Raw genomic sequence first — 20,272 nt, forward strand, 5'->3', positions numbered from 1 at the left:
GATGGCGTAGGGTGGAACCGGCTCCATCGGGTTCCGCCGAATGGAAACGGCAAATGACGCCGGACATGCGCATGGGCTCGCGCGACGGAATAGGCATCTGCCTGGTCGGGGTTGGCGGATCGCCCTGCCGGGCATCCGCCCTACGTTGACGGCGTAGGGTGGAACCGGCTCCATCGGGTTCCACCGGACGGAAACGGCAAACGACGCCGGACATTCGCATGGGCTCGCGCGACGGAATAGGCTTTGGTGGGTCAGGGATAGGCGGATCGCCCTGCCGGGCATCCGCCCTTTGACGGCGTACGGTGGAAGCGGCTCCACCGGGTTCCACCGTATGGAGCGGCAAACGACGCCGAACATTCGCACGGCCTCGTTCGATGGAGCAGGCTTCTGGCCGATCGGTGGTTTGGCGGATCGCCCTGCCGGGCATCCGCCCTACCTTATGATGTGATGCCGGGAGGTGGAGATGCCGGACTATCGGCGCTTGCGGGTGCCGGGCGGGACGTATTTTTTCACGGTGAATCTGCTGGAACGGCGTTTGGATACGCTGGTGCGGCATGTGGATGCCTTGCGCGAGGCGGTGCGGCTTACTCGGCAGGAGCGGCCGTTTCATATCGACGCCTGGGTGGTACTGCCCGATCATCTGCATTGCGTTTGGACCTTGCCGCCCGGAGACGACGATTTTTCCAACCGCTGGAAAGCCATCAAGATTCGCTTCGTGCGCGCGCTTCCGCTGACCGAACGGCGTTCCACGGTGCGCGTCGCCCGCGGTGAACGTGGTGTTTGGCAGCGGCGTTTCTGGGAGCATGCCAGCCGCGACGAGCTCGACTACGCCAAGCACATCGACTACTGCCACTGGAACCCCATGAAGCATGGTTGGGTGCAACGGCTGTCGGATTGGCCGTATTCTTCCTTCCATCGTTATGTCCGCTCAGGCGTGTTGCCACCCGACTGGGCCGGAAACATAGACGAACCGAGCGCGGCATACGGCGAACCCGACTGATGGCGGATCGCCCTGTCGGGCATCCACCCTACTTCCTGAGGACGTGCGAGATGAATTACTCCGATTTGCTGACCGTCGCCTTCGAGGAGGCGCAGGCTGGGTATGCGGAAGGCGGGGTTCCGGTCGGGGCCGCCTTGTTCGACGCGGACGGGCAATTGTTGGGCCGCGGCCGCAATCGGCGGGTTCAGGATGCCGATCCTTCGATACATGGAGAAACCGATGCCTTCCGCAAGGCGGGCCGGCAGACGAATTACCGCGACAAGATCCTGGTCACGACGCTCGCGCCCTGCTGGTACTGTTCCGGCCTGATACGGCAATTCAATATCGGTACCGTGGTGGTGGGCGAATCCGCCAATTTTTCCGGCCATCTCGACTGGCTGCGGGAAGCCGGCGTCCGGGTGATCGAGCTCGACGATCCCGATTGCACGGCGCTGATGGCGCGTTTCATCGCCGAGCGGCCGGACGTCTGGTTCGAGGATATAGGCGAGTGCAGCGGCGGTCACGATTAGCTTCCGCGGCCGGACCGGACTTCCCCTCGTTTTTCAGGAGATCAATAAAGTGATTTATCACGGAGCCTGTCATTGCGGAGCGATCCGGTTCGAAGTCGAAGCGCCGGAAGATGTCGAGGTGGAGGACTGCAACTGCTCGATCTGCCGCATGACGGGCTTCATCCATCTGATCGTTCCCCGTTCCCGGTTCCGACTGCTGTCCGGCGAGGAAGTCATCACCACCTACCGATTCAACAGCGGCATTGCGCAACATACCTTCTGCAAGATTTGCGGCATCAAGCCGTTCTACATCCCCCGGTCTAACCCCGACGGGGTGGACGTGAACGTCCGCTGCCTGGAGGAAAAACCGCGCACCATGAAAGTGGTGGCGTTCGACGGGCAAAATTGGGAATCCAACGCCCATACGCTCGCCCACAAGAGCAAGGATGCTTAACACAGGGAGAGCACCCCGGGGGGACGTTCATCCTTTCCTGCCGCCTATACGGCGTGGCTTTCGATCGTGCGCTGGAGTTATCTATCCTCGGCGGCTGCCGGGAGTGCCAGCGCCGCTAGCCCGCCCGTTCACTGGCCGGCAACCAGCGCCTGAGGCCGGGAGCGGTCATGAGGGTGCTGACGATGGCCATCAAAACCAGCATGGTGAACACTTCGCGCGGGATCACGCCCAGGTCGTAGCCCAGGTTGACGACGATGAGCTCCATCAACGCGCGGGTGTTCATCATGATGGCGATGGATCTCGCGTCGGCGGGCGGCAGCCCGGCCAGCCGGGAAGCGAGATAAGACCCGCCGAATTTGCCCAGGACCGCCAGGAAGATCAGCAAGGCGCACCAGCCCCACAGCCCGGCGGTTTCCAGGCTGCCGACATCCGTGCGCAAGCCCGTGTAGGTGAAAAAGATCGGTAGGAAGAATACCGTCACCAGATCGGCCACCTTGTGATTCCAGGCTTCGACCAGTTCATGTTGATCGTGCAGCAGCACGCCGACGAGGAAGCCGCCGAAGATGGCGAATATGCCCAATTCGCTGGTCAGCATGGCCGAGCCGAATACGATCACGATCAGGATGGCCAGCAGATCCTGCGGCAGCGACTGGCTTCCCAGATCGAAACGGCGGACGGTGTGTCTGAGCAAATGCCGCGTCACATACCAGGACACCAACACATAGGCCGCCAGCAATCCGACCTGCTTGGCCATGGCGAAAGGTTCGAAATGCTGCGACGCATACGCGGAAATGAAGGCCAGCAGCACCCAGCCGATCGCGTCGCTCGCGCCGGCCGCCGCGATGGTGATGACGCCCAAACGGCTGCGGGTCAGTTTGAACTCCATCAGGATGCGGCCCAGGATGGGCACGGCCGTGATGGCCATCGCCACCCCCAGGAACAGGCTGTACGCCACCGGCTGCACACTCGGGGCGAGTTCCGGCGCCGACCCCCAGCCGTAGGCGAAACCCAGCCCGAACGGGGCGAGCAAGCCGATCAGCGTGACCAGCACCACCGCCCGCCGGTTGCGCCGGTCGGACAGCAGGGCGAAATCGAACTCCATGCCGACCTGGAACATCAGCATGATCAAGCCGATCTGGCTCATGATGGTCATGGGCGTGGCATCGTGCGAGCGAAAAACCCAGGCGAAGCTCTCGGGCGCCAGTTTGCCGAACACGGAGGGTCCCAAAACCAGGCCGGCGACGATCTCGCCCACCGCACGAGGCTGGTGCAGACTAACGGCCAGTCGCCCTGCGACGCGCGCGGCCAGGATGACTAGGCTGATCTGCAGCAGGGTATGGACGAGCAGGGATTCCGGGTTTCCGATAGGAGCTTGCACTGTCGCCTCGCCTCGACTTGAAGGAAAATGGCGGCCGAATGCCGCGCCATGGCTTATAACGGCTCGCGCGGCGCGATACAAGCGCACATGTCCGCGCCCCTAAACCTGACCCCCGACTCCGACAGCAGCCGTCGCCCGTGAGCATACAAAAGGAATCCAAGCGGGAACGCTACGACGTCGTGGTGATCGGATCGGGCATCGCAGGCCTGAGCGCCGCGGCCCTGCTGGCGAAAGCGGGCAAATCGGTGCTGGTGGTCGAGCGCCACACCGTTCCCGGCGGCTGTGCGCACGGCTTCGCCCGCCGCCGCTATCGTTTCGACTCCGGCGTACACTTGGTCAGCGGCTGCGGCGAGCAGGGCTACGAAAACGGCCGGGTGATCCATCGCATCCTGCAGGCGCTAGGCCTAGCCGAGGCATCGCCGTTTCTCCCGGTCCGGCCGTGCGCGCGGGTCGTTTTCCCGGAGCTGGCGGTCGAACTCCATCCCGGCGAGGACGCCTATATCGAGGGCATGACCCGGCTTTTTCCGGCTTGCCGCGAAAAACTCCTGGGGCTGATGCGGGTATGCCGTAGCATCGCGGAAGAGCTGGTGCGCGTCGACGAGGTCTTGGCCTCCGGTGCATCGCCCATGAGCGAACTCCCCCATCTGTGCCGCTACCGCCGTGCGACCCTGGCCTCGGTGCTGGACGAGTTCCTCCCCGACCCGCATCTGCGGGCCGCCTATGCCGGGCTGTGGCCCTACCTGGGCCTACCGCCGTCGCGCCTGTCCTTCCTGGCCTGGGCAACCATGTTCGCCGGCTACGTCTACGAGGGCGGCTATTACTGCCGTGGCAGCTTCCAGAAATACGCCGACCTGCTGGCCGAAGCGCTGAGACGGGAAGGCGGGGAATTGCTGCTGGGAGCGAGCGTCCGGCGCATCCTGGCCGATGGCGGCACGGCCGCCGGCATCGTGCTGGAGAACGGTCAGCTCATCCGGGCCGAAGCCGTCGTCTCCAACATAGACATGCGTCAGACCGCCGAACTGCTGATCGGCCAGGAACATCTGCCCGACGATTACCGGAGCGGCCTGGAAAAGCTAAGGCCTTCCGTGTCGGTCTTCGTGACCTATCTGGCGACCGACCTCGATCTGCGGACGCTGCCCCATGCCCACGAATCGTTTTTTTTCGAGACCTTCGATCACGACGCCGCCTATGCGGAAACACTCGCCGGCAAACCCAACTGGTTCTCCGCCACGGTGCCCACGCTCGCCGATCCCTCCCTGGCGCCGCCGTGCCAGCATCTGATGCTGCTGACCGCGCTCAGCCCATTCGACGCCCAGCCATCCTGGCGCGCGGCCAAGGCGGATTTCCAGCTCAGACTATTGGAAAAGGCCGAGCGGCATTTCCCCGGCCTCAACGGCCGCCTGCTGTTCGTGGAATCGGGCTCTCCGCGCACCGTCGAGCGCTACACCCTGAACCACCGAGGCGCGGCCTACGGCTGGGCGAACAGCCCGGACCAGATCGCCGCCCGCCGTCCCGGCGTGCACGGCCCGCTGCAAGGGCTTTTTTATACCGGACATTGGACGCGTCCCGGCGGCGGCATCGCCGGCGTCAGCTACTCCGGCGTACTCGCGGCCCAGGCCGTGCTGGGCGTCCCGCAACGGGAGGCGTTCTGGAGCTTGTTTGCGAACGCAACACCCTAGCGGCGGCAGGCTGGAACGACCAACGGGTCTATCAGACTCCCACAAAGCTGGAATTCGCTAACGCTCATTCCAGCCTACGTTACTTGTATACGAACGCGACGACCTAGTCGTTGTAGGCTGGGACGACCGTAGGGAATCCCAGCAAACCGCAACGAGGCTGGAATCCGCTGCCCTTCATTCCGGCCTACGTCGCCGTACCCGAACCGTCGCCGTAACCCAGCGTCGCCAGCAAAGCCCTCCAGTTCTCCCGGAGCACCTTGCCGGTTTCGTTGCGGGGAATTTCGGCCACGTGATGGATGCGCCGGGGGAGGAAGAGTTCGTCCAGATAGGGACGCAGACCCTCGATGATCTCGGACCGGTCCGCCTCGCCGACCACCACGGCGGCCAGCCGGTCATGGCCACGCGCATCCTGGTAGGCATGGAACAAGCCGTCCCGCAACCCGGCGACCGATGCGAGCCGGTGGTTCAGATCGGCCAGCGATCCGCGCTTGCCGCCGATCTTGATCATGTCGCTGTCCCGCCCCAGCAGGCTGAATCGGCCGTCCCGCTCGGGGCGTATTTGGTCATCCAATTCCACGGGCGCGGGCAGATGCGGCGTCGCCAGGCCGGTTTTTCCGGAGTCCCGGGGCGTCAGCCTGACGCCTTCGTAAGGCCGCCAAGGGCTCTCGCGGGCAGTCCGCCGCGACGCCAGCGACAAGGTTTCGGTGCTGCCGTAGAGCTCGATTACGGGAGCCCCGAACAGCGCCTCGGCTTGCCGGGCGAGTTCCGGCGACAGACTGGACGTGGAACAGATCACCGCGCGCAGATTGCCCCAGTCGCCGCCCGTCCGCACCACGGCGGACAGATGCGCGGGCGTGGTGGCCAGCAGACAGGGCCGGGCCGCGGACAATACGGTGCGGCGCAGGTCTTCCGGGAAAAAAGGCCTGCCGGGATGGAGCGCCAAGCCGGAAAACAACGGCCAGAAGATCGAAGTTTCCAACCCGAACATGTGCTGCGGCGGGGTCGTGGAAACCACCAGCGCGGACTCGTTTGCCAGCCCCAGGGCGGCCAGCGCCATGCTTGCGGATGCCGCAAACGTCGCCAGACTGTGGCGGCAGGGCTTGGGTCGTCCCGTGGAGCCGGAGGTAAAGGCGATCACGGCGGCGTGTTCGTAATCCAGGGACGGTCGCTCGGCCGGTCGCGTTTCTTCGGCCGGTGGAATCACCCGAAAATGGGCACCGACGCCGGCGACCAGGTCCCTGTCGCCGGCCAGATAAGCACGCGGATGGGCATCCAGGATTTCGCGCAATATCCCTGCCTGCAGGGACGGCGGCAACAGAGCGACTTGTCCCCGCATCGCCGCGGCCAGCAGCGCCAGGCAAAACGCATAGCGGTCCTCGCACAGGTTGACCAGATAGTCGCCATCCGGCAGTTGTCGGGCGAGACCGGCCGCATCGGCCCATAAGCGGCCGCGCGTGCGGATGCCTTGCGGCAGGATGGCGAACGGCGCTTCCCTTTCAGGTCCGGCGCCCGAAAGTCCGGACCGGACCGGATCCGGAAAATAAGCCGCCCCAATGGGGGAACCGCGGCCGAGCGCTCGCTCCGATTGGTCGGCGCGGGAAAAACGATTAGAATTGCGGGTCTCCATGAGACTGGGCGCGGAAGCTGCTCGATACCGGGAATTGCGGCATACCGTATACCAAGACCACATTGAAATCGACACGCATGGGCCGCCGGCATGGGTCGGTCGTGCTCGACGCCATGATGAACAGCCCCCCGACACCGCCCGCGAGACGCGGACACACGCTGGCTCCCGCAAGCCTCATGACGGACGACCGTCTCTCCTTCCGCTTGCTCGCGCCTGCCCCGTGAGCGCCGAGGGTATCGCCCGGCCGGTCCGGGAACTGCTCCCGCAAGCCGGGGACATGGTCTTGCTGGACCGCATCCTCGAAGTAAATCGGGAGTTCATCGTCGCCGAACTCGTCGTGCGGAGCGACGGCTTGTTCTATGCCGAGCGCGAAGGCGGCCTGCCCGCCTGGATCGGTATCGAACTCATGGCGCAGACAGTCGCCGCGTATTCCGGCTACTGGCGGCTGCAACGCAATCTGTCGGTCGATCTGGGTTTTTTGTTGGGCACCCGGCATTACGAAAGCTCGGTAGCGACATTCCCCGCCGGCGTCACGCTCCGTATACGCGCGGAAAAAGAGATCGAAGGCAGCAACGGCCTGGCCGTATTCGACTGCGGAATCGAGGGCGAGAACCTGTGGGCGAGCGCCAAGCTGAACGTATTCTTGCCCGCGGATTCCAGAACGTATTTGACCGAGAGAGGACTATGAGCGGACAAACGGTATTGGTCACCGGATCGAGCCGCGGCATCGGCAAGGCCATCGCACTGCGTTTGGCGCGCGAGGGCTATTCGGTCGTCGTGCATTGCCGCACCCGCCGGGACGAGGCGGAAACGGTGAAGGCCGAAATCGAGGCGCTGGGCGTTGCATCGCGTATCCTGCAGTTCGACCTGGCCGACCGCGAAGCCGCCCGAACCAGCCTGGAGCAGGACATCGCCGAACACGGCGCCTATTACGGTGTCGTCTGCAACGCCGGCCTGGTGCGCGACAACGCCTTTCCCGCGCTGACCGGCGAAGACTGGGACCAGGTGATACACACCAACCTGGACGGCTTCTACAACGTGCTCAACCCCGTCGTCATGCCCATGATCCAGCGCCGCAAGCCGGGCCGCATCGTCACCCTGTCCTCCGTAGCCGGCCTGGTGGGCAACCGGGGCCAGGTCAATTACAGCGCGGCGAAGGCCGGCATCATCGGCGCCAGCAAGGCTTTGTCCATCGAACTGGCGAAACGCCACATCACGGTCAATTGCGTGGCGCCCGGATTGATAGAAACCGACATGGTGGAAGGCCTGCCTCTGGACGAATACATCAAAACCATACCCGCGCGCCGCATGGGCAAGCCGGAAGAAGTGGCCGGACTGGTCGCCTTCCTGATGTCCGAAGAGGCCGCCTACATCACGCGCCAGGTCATCGCGGTGAACGGGGGCCTGTTTTGACCCGACGCGTCGTCGTCACCGGCATGGCCGGCTTCTCGCCCATAGGCAACGACTGGGATACCGTGCGTGCCCGCCTCCAGGCCGGCCGCTCCGGCATCAAGACCCTGCACGAATGGGACCGCTATGCCGGCCTGCTCACCCGGCTCGGAGCGCCGGTCGAAGATTTCTCCCTGCCGGACCATTACACCCGCAAGAACACCCGCAGCATGGGCCGCGTCTCGCTGCTCGCCACCCGCGCCAGCGAACTGGCGCTACAGGATGCCGGCCTGCTGAACGACCCCGTCGTCGGCGGCGGGCGCACCGGCGTCGCCTACGGCTCCTCGGTGGGCTCTACGCCGGCCATCGCCGAATACGGCGCGATGCTGATCAAGAACGACATCGGCAGCCTCAACGCCAACACCTACCTCAAGATGATGGGCCATACCACGGCGGTGAACGTCGGTCTGTTCCTCAAGGTGCGGGGCCGCATCATCCCCACGGCGAGCGCCTGCACTTCCGGCAGCCAGGGCATAGGCTACGCCTACGAAGCCGTCAAGTTCGGCGCCCAGGACCTCATGCTGGCCGGCGGCGCAGACGAACTCTGCCCCACCGAAGCCGCCACCTTCGATGCCCTCTATGCGACCAGCACCCGCAACGACGAACCCGAACTGACGCCGCGACCGTTCGACGCCCAGCGCGACGGCCTGGTCATCGGCGAAGGCGCCGGTACTCTGGTGCTGGAAAACCTCGATCATGCGCAGGCACGCGGGGCGCGGATCTATGCCGAGCTCGTCGGCTTCGGCACCAACTCCGACGGTGCCCATGTCACCCAGCCCAGCCCGGAAACCATGGCCATCGCCATGAAGCTGGCCCTGCAGGGTGCCGGACTGACGCCGGGAGACATCGGCTATGTTAGCGGCCACGGCACGGCGACGGAGCAGGGCGACATCGCCGAGAGCCACGCGACCCACGCCGTATTCGGTTCCCGCGTTCCCATCAGCAGCCTCAAGAGCTATACCGGCCACACCCTGGGCGCCAGCGGCGCGCTGGAAGCCATCGCCGCGATACGCATGATGGAAGACGGGCTGTTTCACCCCACCCTCAACCTGGAACAGGTCGACCCGCGCTGCGCGGACCTCGACTATATCCGCGGCGGCATGCGCGCCATCGCCACCGACCATGTCATGAGCAACAACTTCGCCTTCGGCGGCATCAACACCTCGCTGATATTCCGCCGCTGGACGACTTGAACGGCCGCTGACCGGACTCGCCTATATAAACAAAACAAACGCCGTCCGAACGGATCCGAATTTGGGCCGATCGCCGGCACTGTTATCATGGCCGGCATTTCACTCAGAGGAGCTTTAAAGATGGAAAGCATCAAGATGTTGGTAGGCGCGGTATTGTTGTTGGCGGCAGGAGCCGCCATGGCGAGCGAAGATCTGGCCCAGAGCAAGGGCTGTCTCGTCTGCCACTCGATCGATTCCAACAAGCTGGGCCCGGCCTACGTCGATGTCGCGCAACGCTATGCCGGGCAAGCCGACGCGGAAGCAAAATTAACCGCCAAAGTGATCGAGGGAGGAGCCGGATCCTGGGGCGATATGGCCATGCAACCCAACAACATCACGCCCGAGGAAGCCAAGCAACTGGTTCAATGGATCTTGACGCTGAAATGACCACATCGGCCTAGTGGCGCGATCGGAATTAACCATCAATCACCACCTATCCGCGTCGACGGCAAGCTGTTGACGCGGATGTCGCCGAGTCCCGCAACCGTCGGCCACGATGTCATCCGGTCGACGGGCCGCCCATTCCCCCGCAAACCCCGCCGCGTTCCTTTGCCCGTCGACTAAGACACGCCGATGGCATCCCTGTCGAGACGCATCGACTATTTCTGGCGCCTGGTCGCGACCGGCTTTAGCTACGCCCTGTTCGGCGTGGGATCGGCCCTGATCTGGGTGATTCTGTTCCCCCTGATATCCCCCTTCCTGGGCCGTGGCGCCGAACGCAAGCGCCGGGCGCGCCGGTTGATGCACGAGGTCTTCCGTTTCTACGTCGCCGTCATGCGCGGGCTGGGCCTCCTGACTTACCGGGTGCAGAACGGCGAGGCGCTGAACCGGCCGGGGCGTATCGTCGTCGCCAATCATCCGACCTTGATCGACGTGGTTTTGTTGATTTCGATGATCCGCAACGCCACCTGCATCGTGAAACCGGCCTTGTATAACAATCCGGTGATGCGCTTCCCGATACGGGCGATGGATTATTTGTATGCGGAAGACCCGGAAATCCTGCTGCAACGCTGCGTGGACGATTTGCACGACGGCAGCACGCTGATCGTCTTCCCGCAGGGTACGCGCACCCCCGCCTACGAACAGCGGCCTTTCCAGCGGGGCGCGGCGAATATCGCCCTGCACTCCGGCGCGCCCCTGCTGCCGGTCCATATCCGCTGCTCGCCACCCACCCTGGGCAAACACGAGAAGTGGTATCACATCCCGCCGACCCGGGTATGCTTCGACATCCACGTGGGGGAAGAAATCGACCCGCTGAGCTATGCGGACGGCCGGGAACGGGCCCGGGCGGCGCGCGCGCTGACGCGGGACATGCAAGCCCGCCTGTCGGAACCATCGAAAAAATTTGGGCCAGCCTAAATCGCGCCCTCAAAGGATATAATCGCCGGCAAGCCAAGCCGGCCAGGACTTCCTCCCTCCGACGCCCAAGCAGGAGACGAGCGTTGGGAGCCAGCGCCGGCGTATATCCAACTGCCGAATTTTGAAGACGACATGCAAGACCGGGACGAAATCCTTAATCTGCTCAAAGACCTGATCGCCGAAATGTTCGAGATTTCCCGCGACGACGTGGCGCCGGCGGCATCCTTGTCCCAGGACCTGGATATCGACAGCATCGACGCCGTGGACCTGATGGTCAAACTTCGTCAGGTGACCGGACGGCGCATCCAGCCGGAGGATTTCAAGTCCGCCCGCACGGTGCAGGACGTCGTCGACACGATCTACCATCTTTACAACGCCTGACCCCGCATGCGGCCGCTAGGGATCGCCGTCCTCACGATAGGCTACCCGGTCCTGATCTACTTGGCGCTGGACCATGTCCAGCCCCGTTATCTGGCCCTGCTGGTCTTGGCCGCCGTGATCCTGCGCGGGCGCTGGAGCGGCTCCGGACTGCCGGCGGCCGGGGCCGGCTTCAAGGGGCTGGCGCTCATCGGCGGCGCACTGCTCCTGGCGGCGAGCTTCCTGAACGACCGCGTGCTCCTGTTGAGTTATCCCATTGCGGTCAGCGCCGTTTTCCTGGGCGTCTTCGGCCACAGCCTGGCGCATCCGCCCACCGTGGTGGAACGTCTGGCGCGCATCCGGGAGCCGGATCTGCCCGCCCGGGGCGTCGCCTACACCCGCAAGGTCACCTGGGTGTGGTGCTTCTTTTTCCTGGGCAACGGCCTGGTTTCCGCCGCCACCGTCTGGCATGGGGACGTCGCCCTCTGGACCCTGTACAACGGCCTCATCGCCTATGTCGTGATGGGCCTGCTGTTCGCCGGCGAATGGATGGTCAGAAGCCGCGTGCGCAAAGCCTTTTAAAGATGCAGACCGAAAACTACGCGGACGCCTGGCCCGAGGTCCTGGACGAACGGCGCGACGGAGACAGCGTCGTACTGGACCTGCGCATTCCCGACGGGCTGGCCTATTTCCCCGGCCACTTCCCCAGCATGCCGATATTGCCGGGCGTGGTCCAGATACACTGGGCCATCCATCTGGCGCGGGGCCGGTTCGCCATGGCATCCCGGTTTCAGCGCATGGAGGTCATCAAGTTCAAGAACCTCATCCGCCCCCGCTACGTCCTGCAACTGCACTTGAATTATCAGTCACCCGAACGCCGCCTGCAGTTCGCTTACCGCTCGCACGACGAAGCGTTCAGTTCCGGACGGATTTATTTTCATGACGAATGATTTCCGGCCTTGCGCGGTCGTGCCCGTCTACAACCACGAAGGTCCGCTGCCGGGCATCGTCGCGCGGCTGCGGGAAAAAGCCCTGCCCGTGATCCTGGTCGACGACGCCAGCGCCGCATCCTGCGCCCGTCTCATGGACGAACTGGCCACGGCCGATGCCGGCGTCGACTTGATCCGCCATCCGCGCAACCGCGGCAAAGGCGGGGCGGTCAAGAGCGGTTTGATCGCGGCTAGCGCGCGGGGCTACAGCCATGCGGTCCAGGTCGACGCGGACGGCCAGCACGATCTGGACGATCTCGAGCGCATGCTCGACCTCGCACGCGCCCATCCGAACGCAGTCGTCGCGGGCCAGCCCATCTTCGACGAGTCCGTGCCCAAGGGCCGCTATTACGCCCGCTACCTGACCCATGTCTGGGTGTGGATCAACACCCTGTCGCTGACGATAAGAGACGCCCTGTGCGGCTACCGCGTCTACCCCCTGGCAGCCAGCGTCCGCCTGATCGAAAACGCGAGGCTGGGCGAACGCATGGATTTCGACGTGGAAATCCTCATCCGGCTGTACTGGCAGGGAACCCCGATTGTCACCCTGCCCACCCGCGTCCGCTATCCGCAAGACGGTGTATCGCATTTCCGCCCCTGGCTGGACAACGCCTTGCTCAGCCTCATGCAGGCGCGGATGTTTTTCGGCATGCTGCTGCGCCTGCCCAGCCTGATCGCTCGACACTTCCGATGAAATCCGAACGGACTTTCCAGCATTGGGCAGCTGTGGAGGAAACCGGCATCCTCTGGGGCATGAAGGCCTTGCTGGCGATCTACCGGCTGTTCGGCCGTCCGGCTTTCCGCCTGGTGCTGTATCCCGTGGTCGGCTATTACTTCCTCGCCAACCGGGCCGCGCGGCGGGCCTCGCGCGATTATCTCCAACGCCTCGGCGCCTATTATCCCGAGCTGGCGATCACCGGCAGCTTCCTGGAAAGCTACCGGCACTTCATCCAATTCGCGGAAACTTTGCTGGACAAGATCGTGGTGTGGTTTGAGGACTTGGGACCCGAGCGCGTGATATTCCACAATCGTCCCCTGTTGCTGAACACGCTGACCGAAAACCGCGGCACGATACTGCTCGGCGCGCACCTGGGCAACCTGGAAATCTGCCGGGCGCTGGCCGAAACACGCGACGCGGTGCGCCTGAATATCCTCGTCCATACCAAGCATGCGGAGAAATTCAACCGTCTGCTCGGCGGCGTCGAACGCCACGGCGGGATAGAGCTCATTCAGGTCACGGAACTCAACCCCGCCGTGGCGATCCGCCTGCAGGAAAAGCTGGACCGCGGCGAGTTTCTGGTCTTGGTCGGCGACCGCATACCCATAGGCAGCCCCCACCGTACCGTGAAAGCGCAATTTCTCGGCGCCGACGCCGAGTTCCCTCAAGGCCCTTATCTGCTGGCCTCCCTGCTGCGCTGCCCCGTTTACACCCTGCTGGCCTATCCCTGGGAGGGCAAATACCAGATTTTCCTGGAGCCTTTCGCCGAGCAGATCGCCCTGCCCCGCCGCGATCCGCAACGCGCGCTGGAACTGGCAGGCTGGGCGCGGCGCTACGCCGAAAGGCTCGAAAGCCATTGCCGCCGGGTGCCTTTCCAGTGGTTCAACTTCTACGGATACTGGGACAGCGCGGGGACAAATAGCCGTGACGAATAAAACGCGCGCCGTGCAGGGCGAGATCGAGCTGGAAATCCCCTTCCACGACATCGACCTGCTGAACATCGCCTGGCACGGCCATTACTGCAAATACCTGGAACTGGCCCGCTGCGCGCTGCTGGAAAAAATCGGCTACGACTACCTGACGATGAAGGAAACCGGCTATGTCTGGCCCATCGTCGATCTCCAGTTGCGCTATCTGCAGCCCGCCCGCTTCATGCAGCGCATCGCGGTCGTGGCCGAGTTGATCGAGTGGGAATACCGGATGAAGATCAAATACCGCATTCGCGACGCCAGCACCGGCCAGCTCATGGTCAAGGCGGTCAGCGTGCAGGTCGCCGTCGAGCGGGACAGCGGCGAAATGTTGTACGCATCGCCGCCGGTATTTTTGGAGAAGCTCGAGCAATACCAGCAAGACCACTGAACCGCTTCGATTTCGCCCGCACCGGATGCGTACACCCGCCACTCGCGTATACCATGACCCCGCCATCGACTGACTACTAGGAGTCATACCATGCCCAAGCGCATCGTCCCGCTGTTCCTGGCCCTTATCGTACTGTCCGGCCTGAGCGCCTGCGCCAAGAAATTCCAGCCCGGCCAGCTCGCCTCCGGCATCGATGTCGGGTCCACCTATTACACCCAGTTCAGCCTGTTCCAGGAGAAAAACAATTACCGCACCACCAATTATCGCCGCGGCTTTCTGATACCCGTCAATACCGCAGTGACGCTGACATCCATCAACAGCAAAGAGATTACGCTGCGCCTCAGCGATTCCGGCCAGCCCCTGACCATAGAAAACGTGCCCAAGCACACCAACGAAGACGTGCAGGCCGCTTTCCTGAAAATATTGGGGCCCCGGAAAGTGGATTTGTCGCGCTTCTCGGCCGACGAACAAAAGGCCATCCTCGACGGCCAGGTCAAAATCGGCATGTCGCGCAAGGCGGTCCAGGTGGCCATCGGCTACCCCCCGCAAAACTCCACGCCGAATCTGAGCGTAGACGACTGGACTTATTGGGCCTCCCGCTTCGACCGCTTCATCGTCCATTTCAAGAACGACAAGGTCGCGGAAATCCGCCATTGACAGCGGCTCCGGCCGTAGGCCGACACCGACGGATGGACGCGGCATCGCTGGACCACAGCATCCACCTCTGGCTGATCCGGCATAAGGACTTGGCGGACGAAACGCCGGAGCACCCGATCTGCCTCAGCGAGACTGAACGAGAACGCGCCGGACGGCTCCGTTCGGAAACGGCCCGCGCGCGCTTCGTCGCTACGCGTGTCTGGCTACGCGGCCTGCTCGGGCATTATCTGAACACCGATGCTCGCGACATCGACTGGGAGCACAACGCCCACGGCAAACCGCGTCTCGCCGGTCAGGCGGAAGATCAAGGCCTGGTGTTCAACCTATCCCATACCGGCGACTATGCCGCGCTGGCGCTCACCCGCGACGGCCGCCTGGGTGTCGACATCGAACTGCCCAAGGCCAGCCGCGACCTGGAAGGCCTGGCAGCCATGTGCCTAGCGCCGGAAGAGCTGAGCTGGTGGCGCGAGGGTGCCGAGGACGAAAAAGCCGCGAACTTCTTTCGCCTCTGGGTCTGCAAGGAAGCCTACGTCAAGGCGGTGGGCCGGGGCATCGCCCTGGGCCTGAAACGGATAGCCGTCAAACCGGACTTTTCCGGCTTCCTCCGCCTTCCGCCGGAATACGGCACTCCCGAGGCCTGGCACATGTACGAAAGCCACCATGGGCCTTGCCGGCTCGCCCTGGTTCATGAAGGCGAAGCGAGGCCGATCACCGTATTTGCTTCATCTTGAGTAGCCAGGCTTCATGAATTCCAAACCGCCGGTCTCCAAGTCCTGCGACGCGGTCGTCGCACTCTGAAGAGGCTCCCTCAAGTGGACGGCTCCGTCATTGCCCGCTTGGACGAGCGTGTACAATAGCGGCCCGGTAAACCCGGTGTAGCCCCGAAACCTAACGATCGGGCTCGCCCGATAGACCCCAACCCGTTACCCGGAAGTTCATTGCACACCTCGGCCCCGGACATGGCGCCGAACGTTCGCCTGCTGGAACTGACCGGGCCCACGAAGTGATTGCATAGACCGATATGCCTGAAAACCTGATTCTGGAATTGAAACAACTGCTAATCGATGGCTTGCGCCTGGAAGATATCTCCGTGGACGACATCGATGCCGATGCCCCCTTGTTCGGCGGCGGCTTGGAACTGGACTCCATCGACGCGCTGGAGATCGGCGTGTTGCTGAACCGTACCTACGGCGTGCATATCAGCGCGGGCGACGACCGCAACCTGCAGATATTCGCCTCCCTCCGCGCGTTGGCGGAATTCGTCGCGGCGAACCGTGGCGCGGTGGCGTGAACCGGCGACTCCCTGTCAGCTTGATCATCCTGTTGGCCCTCGGCTATCCGTTCTTGAGCGGCTGGCTGATGGGGCAGGGTTACGGCCGGGCCGTGCTCCTGCTGTTTGCCTGCCTCACGCTCGGCCGTGCGCTGCGCGCCGGCGCACCCGCTCGACGCTGGATCCACGGCGGCTCGGCGATCCTGCTGGCGCTCGGGGCCGTCTATTCCGAAGCGTTCACCGCCCGCCTGATACCCGCACTGGTCTATGCGTCCCTGGCCTGGCTGTTCGGCCATACGCTGGCGCATCCGCCCAGCCTGATCGAGCGCCTGGTGCGGCTGCAGTTTCCCGAATTCCAGCCGGGCATCGCCGACTATCTGTACCGGCTCACCCAGATCTGGACCGCTTTTTTCGCTGCCAGCGCGGCCGTCTGCGTGCTGTTGGCGGCCTATGCGGACGAGCGCCTCTGGACACTCTACACCGGAGTGATCGTCTACCTGCTCATGGGAGGCCTGGCCCTGGGCGAAATGATTTACCGGCCTATCCGTTTCCCGGACCTGGAAATACCGCATCCTGTGGACAGCCTGAAGGTGATGATGCGGGACGGCCACAAGGTATTCCGGGAACTGCGCGGATGAAGACGACGCAGCGGCTGAAGCCTGCCCTGCTGGCGCTCCTGCTCTCGTTTGGCCTGCCCGGGACAGGCTCGTGCGAAGCACCGAGCGCCGAAGACCTGCTCGCCCGGTTCGCGCAATCCGCCCCGTTGGAATTCCGCTATCGGGAAACCCGCAAACTGGAGCTGATGGACCGGCCCTGGAAAGGCTCCGGCTACCTGTACTCCACCCCCGAAGGCACGCTGGTCAAACTGCAGATCGAACCCGAGCGGCTGATCATGGCCATCGCCGGCGATAGCCTGTACTACTACGACTCCGCCAGTCTCAGGCGACAATCGGCCGCGCTGTCCCAGGCCGGCCCCATGGGCGAGCAGATCAAGGCCTTCCGCGCCATCGTGCAGGGCCGCAGCCAGGAACTCGCCCCCCTCTACTCACTGCGTTCGGATAACCAGGCCGGCCGCTGGCGGCTGGCGCTCGCGACCAAGGCGCCGGCTCAGGGCGGAGCCCCCGCGCGAATCGAAATCTCCGGCGACGAAAAGCGGAAAAGCCGCCGGCAGGTCCACATCGTACAGGCCGACGGCGAAGAGACGGACTACGCCATGGAGCAGGGACGCGCGGGCCCCGAGATCGAACTCGCCATCCGCCGCCTGCTGTCCGAGGCCAAGGGGAACTGAACTTGCCGGCCCGCTGGCGCAAGCGCCTGTTCTTCCTCCTGCTGCCCTTGCTATTGGCCGCGATCTGGCTGCAAGTGCGGGTGGAGACCGACCTCAACGCCTTCTTCACCGCCGTGGAGAGCGAAGATGCGGCATTTCTGGCGAGTTTCCTACAATCCGGCGAGCTTTCCCGGCGTTACCTGATCGCCGTCCGGCCCACGCATGGAAACGCCGCCGGCGCCGACGCCCTGGGCCGGGAACTGGTGCGGGAGTTGGCGCAGGAAGCCGCCGTGGAGCGAGTCTGGCAGGCCGACCGGGCGCCGGACGAATGGCTGGCGGCCGTGCAGTCCTACGCTCCCCACGGCAGCCGGATGTTCAGCCTCGATCCGGAAACGGAAAAAGCGCGGCTATTCGACCCCACGACAACCAGGGAACGGGCGTTCGCGCTCAAGCGGGCCTTGCTGGGGCCGGAAGGCGCCTGGGTCAAGGAAATCGCTAAACAGGACCCGCTGCTGCTCTCGCTGCAGGCCTTCCGCGGCCTGCAGGACCGGGCGCAGCCGGCAGGCGAACGGGCAGGATTCGCCGGGCTGATATTGCAGTCGCGCCCGCCGTCGCTGGATACCGAGGCCCAGGCCCGCCTGCAATCGGCCATCCGGGACCGCTTCGAGCGCCTGAACGTCAACAGGGACTACACCCTGGCCATGACCGGGGTGCCGGTGTTCACCGTGGTCGCGCACGATCAGATCGCCCGCGACGTGGCCCTGGTGTCGGCGGTGTCGACCGTGGGTGTGGTGGCCATCTTTCTCGTCCTGTTCCGCTCGCTCAAGGCTCTGGCCTGGGTCTCGCTGATCGTGGCGGCCTCCTATGGGGTGGGCACGCTGGCGACCGCCTGGACCTTCGGTTTCGTGCACAGCCTGACCCTGGCCCTGGGCTCCACGCTCACCGGCGTGAGCATCGACTATCCCATGCACGTGCTGGCCCACACCGCGCAGTTCCGCGGAGAGGAACCGGACGAGGCGGTGCGCCGGGTCTGGCCCAGCCTGTTCGTCGGCTCTCTGACCACCGTGCTGGGCTATGTGGCTTTGGGATTCGCGGGCTTTCCAGGCTTCCAGCAGATCGCCGTGTTCTCCTCGGCCGCCCTGGGCGCCACCCTGCTGCTGACCCGCTGGGTGCTGCCCGCGCTCCTGACCTCGACAGCCTTGCGTCCGCCCCATATTCCCGGCCTGAACGGCTGGATGGATTTCTGCGTGCGCCGCCGCATCTGGCTGTCCGCGCTGCTGGTGATCGGCCTGTGCGGCGCCGTGGCACTCCTGCCCCGCATGCGCTGGATGGACGATCTTTCCAAGCTGACCATGGAGATGGGCGAACTGAAGCAGCAGGACAAGGCCATCCGCGACGGCTTGAGCGGCATAGAGCCGGGCCGCTTCGTGCTGGTAAAAGGAAGCGACCTGGATTCGGCGCTGGAACATGCCGAGGTGGCCGAGCGCGTGCTGCGTGGACTCAAGAGCGATGGCAAATTGAAAGATTATTTCGGCCTCTATCCCTGGCTGGTCTCGTCGCACTTACAAACAGCCAACGCCTCTGCCTATGCGGCAGCGGTGGAAGGCGATTTCTCCCCGGCCTGGCGCAAGGCGCTGGCCGAAGCCGGCCTTGCGGTGGACAAACTGGGCCGGCTGGCCCCGGCGCAAGACGCCGCCGCTCCCGCTAGCCTGCTGAGCGATAACGTCCGGCAAATCCTGTCCGGTCAGATTCTGCAGACAACGAGCGGCACGGCCCTGGTCATCTGGCTGGGTGCCCACGAACCCGCCGCCGTGACTCAAGCCCTGCAAAACCTGCCCGAGGTGCGTTATTTCAGCCAGAAAGATCTGCTGAACGGCCTGGCCCAACGATACCGCGACCGCTCATTCACCCTGCTGGGCTGGGGCCTGCTGGGCATCTACGCCCTGCTCTGGCTGCGCTACCGGGCGGCCCGCAAGGCCTTTTTCAGCCTGTTCCCGGCGACCATCGCAGGGCTGGTGCTATTCGCCGCCTGGGCCGCCCTGGGGCAGGAAGTCAGTTTCCTGCACCTGATGTGTTTGTTGCTGGCCGTCTCCATCTGCGAGGACTACGGTATCTTCTTCCTCGACAACGGCGGCGGCGACATCCGCGCCACCTATCAGGCCATCGCTCCCTCCATGCTCACCACCGCCGTTTCCTTCGCCGCCTTGGGGCTGGCGGAAAACCCCACCCTGCGCATCCTGGCCGGGGCCGTGACCCTGGGCATCGTGCTGGGCTTCCTGCTGTGTCCCTTGCTGATACGGGCCGATAGGACCGGCACGGCCTGATACGGGTACAATTCCGCTTCCACCGACATTCAAGGAACGTATCGCCATGACCATCCGCTCATTCCTGCATTTGCCTATCCTGGCATCCCTGCTCCTGCTCACCGCCTGCGCGACCAACATCAAGCCCACGGCCGAATCCAACCCGGCACCGACCGCGAAGTTTTCCGATTTCAGCCGCTACGAACTGGCGCCCGTCCAGGCCGGCAGTGCGGAAGTCGCCGCCCAGACGGCGGCGGTGGCCAAGATACAGGAGCACCTGGATGAGAAGCTCGGCGCCCGACTCAAGCAATGGAACGCCCAGCCGGCGAAAAGTCCCGCCCGCACCCTGCGGATCGAGCCCACGGTCACCGAATTGAAGTTCGTCGGCGGCGCGAAGCGTTTCTTCGCCGGTGCCATGGCCGGCAGTTCGGCCGTCATCCTGAAGGCCAGGATCACCGAGAAGGAAACCGGCAAGCTGGTCGCCAGCCCCGAGTTCTACTCCAAGTCCTCGGCGATGGCCGGAGCCGTTACCATAGGCGGCAACGACAACGCCATGCTGGGCCGTATCGCCAACGCGCTGGCGGTCTACGTCATCAACAACTACAAGCAGGCGGTCGGCGGCCCGGTGCTGCCGCCCACGGAAGAAGCCTCGGCCGTATCTGCCGAATAACCCGCTGCCGACAGGG

General features: G+C 64.3%; 24 protein-coding genes. 22 read left to right on the forward strand and 2 right to left on the reverse strand.

Annotated elements, in window-relative coordinates:
• Window positions 1-463 precede the first annotated feature (463 nt).
• Genes JWZ97_RS08760 through JWZ97_RS08770 form a run of 3 tightly spaced genes read left to right on the forward strand, consistent with a single transcriptional unit; the run spans window position 464 to window position 1,942 of the window.
• Entirely contained in the window at window positions 464-1,000 is a 537-nt protein-coding gene (locus JWZ97_RS08760) for a transposase (RefSeq protein ID WP_205434375.1), read from the forward strand.
• A gap of 50 nt (window positions 1,001-1,050) precedes the next feature.
• Entirely contained in the window at window positions 1,051-1,509 is a 459-nt protein-coding gene (locus JWZ97_RS08765) for a nucleoside deaminase (protein ID WP_205434376.1), read from the forward strand.
• A 49-nt stretch (window positions 1,510-1,558) separates the two neighbouring features.
• On the forward strand, window positions 1,559-1,942 hold the full coding sequence (locus tag JWZ97_RS08770; RefSeq protein ID WP_205434377.1) for a GFA family protein: 384 nt from the start codon (window positions 1,559-1,561) through the stop codon (window positions 1,940-1,942).
• Between the two features lie 115 nt (window positions 1,943-2,057).
• Here the strand turns inward: JWZ97_RS08770 and JWZ97_RS08775 are convergent, their stop codons facing one another.
• Window positions 2,058-3,320, reverse strand: coding sequence for a cation:proton antiporter (locus JWZ97_RS08775; RefSeq protein ID WP_205434378.1), 1,263 nt, complete (start codon window positions 3,318-3,320; stop codon window positions 2,058-2,060).
• A 137-nt stretch (window positions 3,321-3,457) separates the two neighbouring features.
• On the opposite strand from JWZ97_RS08775, the gene JWZ97_RS08780 reads away from it, so the two are divergent.
• Complete coding sequence (locus JWZ97_RS08780) at window positions 3,458-4,999, forward strand: NAD(P)/FAD-dependent oxidoreductase (protein WP_240342553.1); 1,542 nt, start codon at window positions 3,458-3,460, stop codon at window positions 4,997-4,999.
• 184 nt (window positions 5,000-5,183) lie between these two features.
• On the opposite strand, the gene JWZ97_RS08785 is transcribed toward JWZ97_RS08780, so the two are convergent.
• Window positions 5,184-6,626 carry an AMP-binding protein gene (locus JWZ97_RS08785; RefSeq protein WP_205434379.1) on the reverse strand — a complete coding sequence of 481 codons (1,443 nt, stop codon included), beginning with the start codon at window positions 6,624-6,626 and terminating at the stop codon, window positions 5,184-5,186.
• Between the two features lie 220 nt (window positions 6,627-6,846).
• Here JWZ97_RS08785 and JWZ97_RS08790 point away from each other — a divergent pair, with 220 nt between their 5' ends.
• The 18 genes from JWZ97_RS08790 (at window position 6,847) to JWZ97_RS08875 (ending at window position 20,256) form a co-directional block, all read left to right on the forward strand.
• Window positions 6,847-7,314, forward strand: coding sequence for a hotdog family protein (locus JWZ97_RS08790; RefSeq protein WP_240342554.1), 468 nt, complete (start codon window positions 6,847-6,849; stop codon window positions 7,312-7,314).
• Window positions 7,311-8,039 (forward strand): 3-oxoacyl-ACP reductase FabG, encoded by a 729-nt coding sequence (gene fabG / locus JWZ97_RS08795; protein WP_205434380.1) that lies wholly within the window; start codon window positions 7,311-7,313, stop codon window positions 8,037-8,039. Before JWZ97_RS08790 ends, fabG begins: the two co-directional genes overlap by 4 nt.
• On the forward strand, window positions 8,036-9,268 hold the full coding sequence (locus JWZ97_RS08800) for a beta-ketoacyl-ACP synthase (RefSeq protein ID WP_205434381.1): 1,233 nt from the start codon (window positions 8,036-8,038) through the stop codon (window positions 9,266-9,268). The genes fabG and JWZ97_RS08800 overlap by 4 nt, the downstream gene beginning before the upstream one ends.
• A 120-nt stretch (window positions 9,269-9,388) precedes the next feature.
• Window positions 9,389-9,694 (forward strand): c-type cytochrome, encoded by a 306-nt coding sequence (locus JWZ97_RS08805; protein ID WP_205434382.1) that lies wholly within the window; start codon window positions 9,389-9,391, stop codon window positions 9,692-9,694.
• A gap of 186 nt (window positions 9,695-9,880) precedes the next feature.
• The gene (locus tag JWZ97_RS08810; RefSeq protein WP_240342555.1) at window positions 9,881-10,666 is read left to right on the forward strand and encodes a 1-acyl-sn-glycerol-3-phosphate acyltransferase; all 786 of its coding nucleotides are present in this window, start codon (window positions 9,881-9,883) and stop codon (window positions 10,664-10,666) included.
• Window positions 10,667-10,798: 132 nt separating this feature from the next.
• Window positions 10,799-11,047, forward strand: a complete 249-nt coding sequence (locus tag JWZ97_RS08815) for an acyl carrier protein (RefSeq protein WP_205434383.1) — start codon at window positions 10,799-10,801, stop codon at window positions 11,045-11,047.
• A 6-nt stretch (window positions 11,048-11,053) separates the two neighbouring features.
• Window positions 11,054-11,605 (forward strand): hypothetical protein, encoded by a 552-nt coding sequence (locus tag JWZ97_RS08820; protein WP_205434384.1) that lies wholly within the window; start codon window positions 11,054-11,056, stop codon window positions 11,603-11,605.
• Window positions 11,606-11,607: 2 nt separating this feature from the next.
• Complete coding sequence (locus tag JWZ97_RS08825; protein ID WP_205434385.1) at window positions 11,608-11,973, forward strand: AMP-dependent synthetase; 366 nt, start codon at window positions 11,608-11,610, stop codon at window positions 11,971-11,973.
• Entirely contained in the window at window positions 11,963-12,706 is a 744-nt protein-coding gene (locus JWZ97_RS08830) for a glycosyltransferase family 2 protein (protein WP_205434386.1), read from the forward strand. The genes JWZ97_RS08825 and JWZ97_RS08830 overlap by 11 nt, the downstream gene beginning before the upstream one ends.
• On the forward strand, window positions 12,703-13,665 hold the full coding sequence (locus tag JWZ97_RS08835; RefSeq protein WP_205434387.1) for a lipid A biosynthesis acyltransferase: 963 nt from the start codon (window positions 12,703-12,705) through the stop codon (window positions 13,663-13,665). Before JWZ97_RS08830 ends, JWZ97_RS08835 begins: the two co-directional genes overlap by 4 nt.
• A complete protein-coding gene (locus tag JWZ97_RS08840; protein ID WP_240342556.1) occupies window positions 13,655-14,089 on the forward strand; it encodes a thioesterase family protein in 435 nt (144 codons plus the stop codon). Before JWZ97_RS08835 ends, JWZ97_RS08840 begins: the two co-directional genes overlap by 11 nt.
• A 90-nt stretch (window positions 14,090-14,179) precedes the next feature.
• On the forward strand, window positions 14,180-14,746 hold the full coding sequence (locus JWZ97_RS08845) for a hypothetical protein (RefSeq protein ID WP_205434388.1): 567 nt from the start codon (window positions 14,180-14,182) through the stop codon (window positions 14,744-14,746).
• A 32-nt stretch (window positions 14,747-14,778) separates the two neighbouring features.
• Complete coding sequence (locus JWZ97_RS08850; protein ID WP_205434389.1) at window positions 14,779-15,477, forward strand: 4'-phosphopantetheinyl transferase superfamily protein; 699 nt, start codon at window positions 14,779-14,781, stop codon at window positions 15,475-15,477.
• 290 nt (window positions 15,478-15,767) lie between these two features.
• Window positions 15,768-16,037, forward strand: a complete 270-nt coding sequence (locus tag JWZ97_RS08855; protein ID WP_205434390.1) for a phosphopantetheine-binding protein — start codon at window positions 15,768-15,770, stop codon at window positions 16,035-16,037.
• Complete coding sequence (locus JWZ97_RS08860) at window positions 16,034-16,654, forward strand: hypothetical protein (protein WP_205434391.1); 621 nt, start codon at window positions 16,034-16,036, stop codon at window positions 16,652-16,654. The genes JWZ97_RS08855 and JWZ97_RS08860 overlap by 4 nt, the downstream gene beginning before the upstream one ends.
• A complete protein-coding gene (locus tag JWZ97_RS08865; protein ID WP_205434392.1) occupies window positions 16,651-17,304 on the forward strand; it encodes an outer membrane lipoprotein carrier protein LolA in 654 nt (217 codons plus the stop codon). The genes JWZ97_RS08860 and JWZ97_RS08865 overlap by 4 nt, the downstream gene beginning before the upstream one ends.
• Window positions 17,305-17,306: 2 nt before the next feature.
• Window positions 17,307-19,607, forward strand: a complete 2,301-nt coding sequence (locus JWZ97_RS08870) for an MMPL family transporter (RefSeq protein ID WP_205434393.1) — start codon at window positions 17,307-17,309, stop codon at window positions 19,605-19,607.
• 46 nt (window positions 19,608-19,653) lie between these two features.
• On the forward strand, window positions 19,654-20,256 hold the full coding sequence (locus tag JWZ97_RS08875; protein WP_205434394.1) for a DUF4410 domain-containing protein: 603 nt from the start codon (window positions 19,654-19,656) through the stop codon (window positions 20,254-20,256).
• Window positions 20,257-20,272: the final 16 nt, after the last annotated feature.

Origin of the sequence: Methylococcus sp. EFPC2 (assembly GCF_016925495.1) — a bacterium.
Taxonomy (GTDB): domain Bacteria; phylum Pseudomonadota; class Gammaproteobacteria; order Methylococcales; family Methylococcaceae; genus EFPC2.